The organism is Pseudarthrobacter sp. fls2-241-R2A-127 (assembly GCF_030209355.1).
In the GTDB taxonomy this organism is placed as follows: Bacteria; Actinomycetota; Actinomycetes; order Actinomycetales; family Micrococcaceae; genus Arthrobacter.
The window spans coordinates 24,495-30,494 of record NZ_JARVSF010000054.1; the positions used below are offsets into that span (position 1 = coordinate 24,495).

6 protein-coding genes are annotated in these 6,000 nt (G+C 60.4%); 3 read left to right on the forward strand and 3 right to left on the reverse strand.

What is annotated here, in order from left to right:
- The first annotated feature begins 236 nt into the window (after positions 1 to 236).
- The gene (locus QRN53_RS21485; RefSeq protein WP_285245837.1) at positions 237 to 1,028 is read left to right on the forward strand and encodes a hypothetical protein; all 792 of its coding nucleotides are present in this window, start codon (positions 237 to 239) and stop codon (positions 1,026 to 1,028) included.
- A gap of 244 nt (positions 1,029 to 1,272) precedes the next feature.
- Here QRN53_RS21485 and QRN53_RS21490 read toward each other — a convergent pair whose 3' ends face one another.
- Positions 1,273 to 2,169 (reverse strand): toll/interleukin-1 receptor domain-containing protein, encoded by an 897-nt coding sequence (locus QRN53_RS21490; RefSeq protein WP_285245838.1) that lies wholly within the window; start codon positions 2,167 to 2,169, stop codon positions 1,273 to 1,275.
- Positions 2,170 to 2,558: 389 nt separating this feature from the next.
- On the opposite strand from QRN53_RS21490, the gene QRN53_RS21495 reads away from it, so the two are divergent.
- Together QRN53_RS21495 and QRN53_RS21500 are read left to right on the forward strand one after the other, a co-directional pair.
- A complete protein-coding gene (locus QRN53_RS21495; RefSeq protein ID WP_285245842.1) occupies positions 2,559 to 3,854 on the forward strand; it encodes an APC family permease in 1,296 nt (431 codons plus the stop codon).
- 47 nt (positions 3,855 to 3,901) lie between these two features.
- Positions 3,902 to 4,687 (forward strand): carbon-nitrogen hydrolase family protein, encoded by a 786-nt coding sequence (locus tag QRN53_RS21500; protein WP_285245839.1) that lies wholly within the window; start codon positions 3,902 to 3,904, stop codon positions 4,685 to 4,687.
- A 521-nt stretch (positions 4,688 to 5,208) separates the two neighbouring features.
- On the opposite strand, the gene QRN53_RS21505 is transcribed toward QRN53_RS21500, so the two are convergent.
- A complete protein-coding gene (locus QRN53_RS21505; protein WP_285245840.1) occupies positions 5,209 to 5,700 on the reverse strand; it encodes a hypothetical protein in 492 nt (163 codons plus the stop codon).
- Between the two features lie 55 nt (positions 5,701 to 5,755).
- Positions 5,756 to 5,911, reverse strand: a complete 156-nt coding sequence (locus QRN53_RS21510; protein WP_285245841.1) for a hypothetical protein — start codon at positions 5,909 to 5,911, stop codon at positions 5,756 to 5,758.
- Between the last annotated feature and the right edge of the window lie 89 nt (positions 5,912 to 6,000).

Consider the following 6,000-nt stretch of genomic DNA (forward strand, 5'->3'; position numbering starts at 1 on the left):
CCATGCCTGCGGCCTACCGTTGAAGACGAAGCGGCAAGAGCGTTAGACGCCGTGAATGACTCGGCCGGAACCGCGGGCCACGTGAACTCGAAGCGCCGACAAGGTCTCATAGAAATCGACGCTGCTCCTGTGGCGTCTATGGCCCCGGCTCTTTTCTGGTGGTGTGGAGTCAGTTTCGGTTGAGTTTCTGCGAGGGTACTTGTTTCTGAGGTCCGGTTTAGACTTCGATGGTGAAAATGTGGTGGTGGTTTCCTTTTGTCTGGGCGCACATAGTTGCCCCACAAAGCGGTTTTTTTGGAATGGACGGAGCCACGTGGGCACAACTATGGAGTGGCATTGTTGGCGCGGTCTTGGGGTCGGCGGCTGCGGCGGTTGTAGCCGGGTATGTTCTGAAGGCGACCTTGGCGGAGCAGAGGCGACTTGCGGGTGATGCACAAGTCAGCCAGTCCAAGTTAGCTCATCGACAACTCGAGGAACAGCAGAAGGCACTCAATCTGCAATTAGGCGAACAGAGGACCGCTCTCAATCTCCAGCTACGCGAGCAGCGTGGGGAAGCATCAAAGGCCCGAGGGATTGAAGCGGTAGCAGCGCTAGTCGCAGAAATCGACCAAGTCGTGTGGGATGCTCAAAAAAGCAGGGTCCACACTTTTGATGAGTTGACAGACCTGCGTTTGAGGCTGACCGCAATTTGTTCCCGCTGGTCACTGGATATTGAGAACGAAGACATGCGTAAAGAATTAGTGCTCTGGCCGTCTCTTATCTTCACCTTGGCGCGATCTGTTTCCGACGGAACGGGAAATAGCCGAGCGAATTGGATGACACTTTTAGTTGCCTCTACGGCACTTCGAACGGTTTCCATGGCTTGGTACCGGAATGATTCCTCAGCGCAACAAGAACTGGCCGACAAACTCCGGAAAGACCGGATCAAGTACGACCCTTTACATGGCGGTGGTTCCGAGCAATACGACCGGACCGTCGCCGCTATGCGCGCAGAAGCCGGAGGAGGAGAGGTGTCATTGACCGAGTGAGGGTCGGAGATGGCGGAGGAACCATGAACATTGACGGAGTTACGCCGATTGGATGGAGCGAAGCCGAGAGCAGATCAAAGACCTCCCAGGGGCGGGTCGGCAGAGCAGGGCATGGAGACGCCGGCGGCTCACAGCAAACATCCTGCACTTCCGAGATGGTTGGAGCCATCGACATGATGTGCACCCTGTTGCCTGATGCCAAGAGGCTAGGCCTTCAGAGTAACCAGTCGCTCCCCAGCGCTGGTTACTCTTCGGCCTCTTCATCGAAGCCACTGCCTGTCACGGCTTTCCGGCTCTGCTGCCCATCACTCGAGTACGCTACCCACGATCCGTTTGGCCGCATCAACGTAATCTTTACACCGTGGTCTACGGCCAAGTCACGAATCATACGGAGCAACGTTAGCCCTACCTTTGGTGCACCTTCGGGGAGGTGAACCGTAATCTCATCTTCGCTTTCGGTCCAACTCATGGTGCTGAGCTTGAGGCGGCTTCGAATTAGATCGCCAACGCGTTCGCCGACACTTAGGTCATCCGCACGTATTGACGCTTTCAGTATGTTCTGGATCCTGGCCATATCGCGCTGGAGGGATCGGACGGTGGTCAGTACTTCGTCGAGGAGGTCCGCTTCCTTGCGGGGCTGCTTTGGCGGCAGTTCGCCGTCAGTGGGGGCGGTCCTAATCGCCTCCTCCATTTCTGCCCAGTGGGCGGAGAACAATACCTCCAGTGTTCCATCCCCCAGAGGGTCCGGAAGCGCCTTGTTTAGGGAGCGGACAAGACTGAATACAGCCGACTTGTCAGATGCGGCTGAATTCTGAAATTGCTTCAGTGGACCTTTTACATCTGTATCGGAAAGGCCTACGAGAAGCGGGGCAACCCTGGAATCGCTCACTGATTTTCCAAGCGCTCCAGCCTCGAAGTTGATCCACGGCGAATCTTGGTTAGCGCGGGTGACAACAACGATGCCGTAGCTGGAACCTTCCAGTTCTTCCGCGATTTTATTCAGGCCACGATCCCCTTTATCGATGTCCTTCGACGACACGAACGGCTTGATCCTATTGTCAAGTACCTTAGGGAGCCACGATCTCAAGGCAGCGGCGACATGCTGCGATTGCTGGCCGGACCAACTGATAAATACCTGCATAAGCCAACCTTCCTGCCGGGCGCATTCCTAACTCTGCCCATGCTAGCCCGGAGGGCCGACGAGAAAGTGTAGGACAGGGGCTGCGCATGGACGCGCCGAGTGAAAATGTGCTTTCAACGATGTCTGGGCCGCCTGGGATGTGCGCTGTGCACGCCGAACAAGGTGCTTATCAGTTTCATCGACCGAACTATCGCACCGTAAGTACGGCAACGACACCCCAGAGCCCGGTTGGCTTCGGGCTCAGCAGCACGCGAGCCCGCCGGGGTTGCACATATCCAATCAGTCATTGCGGCTAAGACTCCGCCCTGCACTAATCCCATAGACGTCGTCCTCTGCAGAATGTCCATGCCCTTCCGGCGAGACCTCTGCCCTCGCTGGTCCTGTTCGGGCTGGCATACCTGACCCCGATCATCGTCCTGGGGATCTTCGGCATCATCGCCGAAACCACCGGCGGCGCCGCGCCCGCCGCGTACCTCGTGGCGCTCGTGGCCATGCTGTTCACCGCGCACAGCTACGGCCGGATGGCCGTGGCCCACCCCGTGGCCGGCTCCGCCTACACCTACGTCCGCCGCTCCATCGATCCCCGCGTCGGGTTCCTGGTGGGCTGGGCTGTGCTGCTGGACTACCTCTTCCTGCCCATGGTCATCTGGCTCATCGGCGGCTCCTACCTGACCGCGCAGTTCCCCGGCATCCCCATCGGCGTCTGGGTGGTGGGCTTCATCGTCATCACCACGCTGCTGAACATCCTGGGCATCAAGGTGGCGGACAAGGCCAACTACGTGCTGATGGCGTTCCAGCTGCTGGTCCTCGTGTTCTTCGTGGCGCTGGCCATCGGCAACGTGGTGTCCGCCAACGGCGCCGGGGGACTGGTCAGCGGGCAGCCGTTCTTCAACAGCACCGCCAGCTTCACCACCATCTCCGCCGGCGCCGCCATCGCCGCCTACTCGTTCCTGGGGTTCGACGCCGTCACCACCCTCACCGAGGAAACCATCAACCCGCGCCGCACCGTGCCGCGCGCCATCATGCTGGTTGCCCTGATCGGCGGCGGCATCTTCGTGGCGGTGTCCTACGTGACCCAGCTGGTCCACCCCGGCGGCGTATTCGAGGACTCGGCGTCCGCGGCCAGCTCCATCGCCCTGCAGATCGGCGGGCAGCTGTTCGGCGCCGTGTTCCTGGCCGGCCTGGTGGTAGCGCAGTTCGCCTCCGGCCTCGCCGCGCAGGCCAGCGCCTCACGCCTGCTCTACGCGATGGGCCGCGACTCCGTCCTGCCCAAGGCCGTCTTCGGCAAGCTCAGCGAGAAGTTCCACACCCCCGTGGCGAACCTGGTGATCACCGGCATCGTGGGCCTGATCGCGATCTTCCTGGACGTGGCCACGTCGACGTCGTTCATCAACTTTGGTGCCTTCACCGCCTTCACGCTGGTGAACGCCTCGGTGGTGTTCTACTACGTGCGCCAGCGCCGGGCCGGGCAGCAGCTGAACCCCGTGTCCTACGTGGTGGTCCCGGTGATCGGCGCCATCATCTGCGCCTACCTGCTCTCCCAGCTGGACAGCAACGCCATTACGCTGGGGGTGTCCTGGCTGGTGCTGGGCGTGCTGGTCCTGGCCCTGATCACCCGCGGCTTCAAGGCCTCGCCGCCGGAAATGACGGCCACGGAGAAGGCAACGGTCGAGGCGGCCGCCTGAGCCTGTCAGTTTGTAGTGTGGCCGCTGTTTTGAGGGAGGGAATGCTTGTGAGGATTGCGCTGGGGCAGTTGGAGTCGGGCGCCGACATTCAGGTGAACCTCGCCGTGATCGACCGGTGCGCCGCCGAGGCAGCGCGCGACGGCGCCGTTCTGGTCGCCTTCCCGGAGTACGCCACCTACGAGAAAAAGAAGGTGGACGCGACGTTTCCCGCGGTGGCCGAGCCGCTGGACGGCCCTGTCTGCCAGGAGCTCGCCGCTTTTGCCCGCGGCCACCGCATCGCGCTGGTGGCGGGCGTGGTGGAGACCTCGGAGGAACCGGGCAGGGCACACAACACGCTGGTGGTATTTGGGCCCGACGGCGGCCGGTTGGCGTTCTACCGGAAGATCCACCTTTTCGATGCGCAGGGTTTCGGGGAGTCGACGTTCATCAAGCCGGGCCCGTCCACCGAGCCGGTGGTGTTTGAGTGCGGGGGAGTGCGGTTCGGGCTGATGACTTGCTACGACCTGCGGTTCCCGGAGCTGGCCAGGTCATTGGCCGACGCCGGCGCGCAGGTTTTGCTGGTCTGCTCGTCCTGGGTGCCGGGGGAGCACAAGACGGAGCAGTGGCTGGCACTGAATGCGGCGCGGGCCATCGAGAACAGCGTGTACGTGGCGGGGGTGTGCCAGGCGCCCCCAGTGTCGGTGGGGCGGAGCGTGCTGGTGGACCCGATGGGTGTTGCTGAAGCGGATCTAGGGCTGGAGTCTGGGGTGCGGACGGTCGAGATCTCGCTGGAGACCGTGGACCGGGTGCGGGAGGCGTTCCCGATGTTCCGGCAAAGAAGGCTGCAGGACTAATGGCTGGCCGTCAAAGCCGCAGGGCATAAGGCGGCAGTATCTTGACCTGCGCGTCCATCGTCTCGGGCCCGTCGGCGGTGGTGCCGGGCCCATTCGCTGGCCGGCTTCGTCGGCGCCGCTGCCGGTGATCTCCATCCGGTAGACCACCTTGATCCGGTCCTGGTCGATCTGCTCGATGCGGTGCATGGTTCGAAGCAGCAGATCGCCGAACCGGGCCTCATCAACGAAGCGTTCGTTTTTGACTGCCTCGGCGATGATGAGGGGATCGGATCGTCGCCAGAAGGGGTCATCAGGATCTGCATATCGGCCGCGAACAGGCCGTTAATTTGGATCCTGTAGATCACCGCGTTCTAAGCGCCCCAGTTCTCGACGCCGGACCAGAGCCGCCAGATTGCCTCCCGGGCCGAAGTGGCCTCGATGCTCTTGTCGTACGGCGGCAGAGCTTCAACGCAGCGAAGGCTCCGTCCTTATGAACGGAGCCTCCCTCAATCAGCTGGAACCACGACTCATGGGTTTCATCGCTAGGAAGCGGGTTCGATTAGACGCTTCTTGAACTGAATAACCTGGTTATCGAGGTAAGTCTGACCTGTAGGCGTCAGTCCGTCGCCCGGGGGCAGTGTTATATCGAAGCCATTCCTAAAACTAAGCACCGCACTTGTGGCAACGTCGTCGGCCCAGTCGCTCGTTAACCGTTTAGCGGTCAGAATTTCTAGTCCCTCGAAGTGACTTTTCGGTATGACTTTGAAACTCATGGTCTCCATCGCACCCTCACCGTAGATCAGGTAGTTTTCAGCGATAACGACAATCTTTCCTGTCCCATGCCCGTCGCCTTCCTCATAGGACGCAAAAACGGCGCCTGGTTCATCGTCACCTAGGGTAAACAGGATCTTGTTGAGAATGGTCCATTTGGAGCCATATCCATTGTTCTTGTAGGTTCGCCACCCGGTCGAGACCTCTTTAAGGGCCTCATCTAGGTTCCTCGCTTTTTGGTCGTGCTCTTCAGCGGTGATCATTTATCCCCCATTTTTGGATTGTTGGCAAAATCCGATTCTAGCTTATTACGGGGGTTCACTCCCCGTCTATTGCCCTCAGAGCAGCCTGCTTTTCCTCAATGAACTTGAGCCTGGCCAGGTGCTCATCCGGGGTGCCGATCATCATCTTTCCGATAGCGGCCACGTCTTCCTCGGTGAAGCTCACTTCTAGCCGTCGCGCTGGTGCCGCCATGAATGTAGTTCGCGGAATGCGTCACTGGGGCCTCATGCCTAGGTGTTCTTCCCACGGAGATTGTGAGCGTGGCCTGAAGTAAAAAGGCG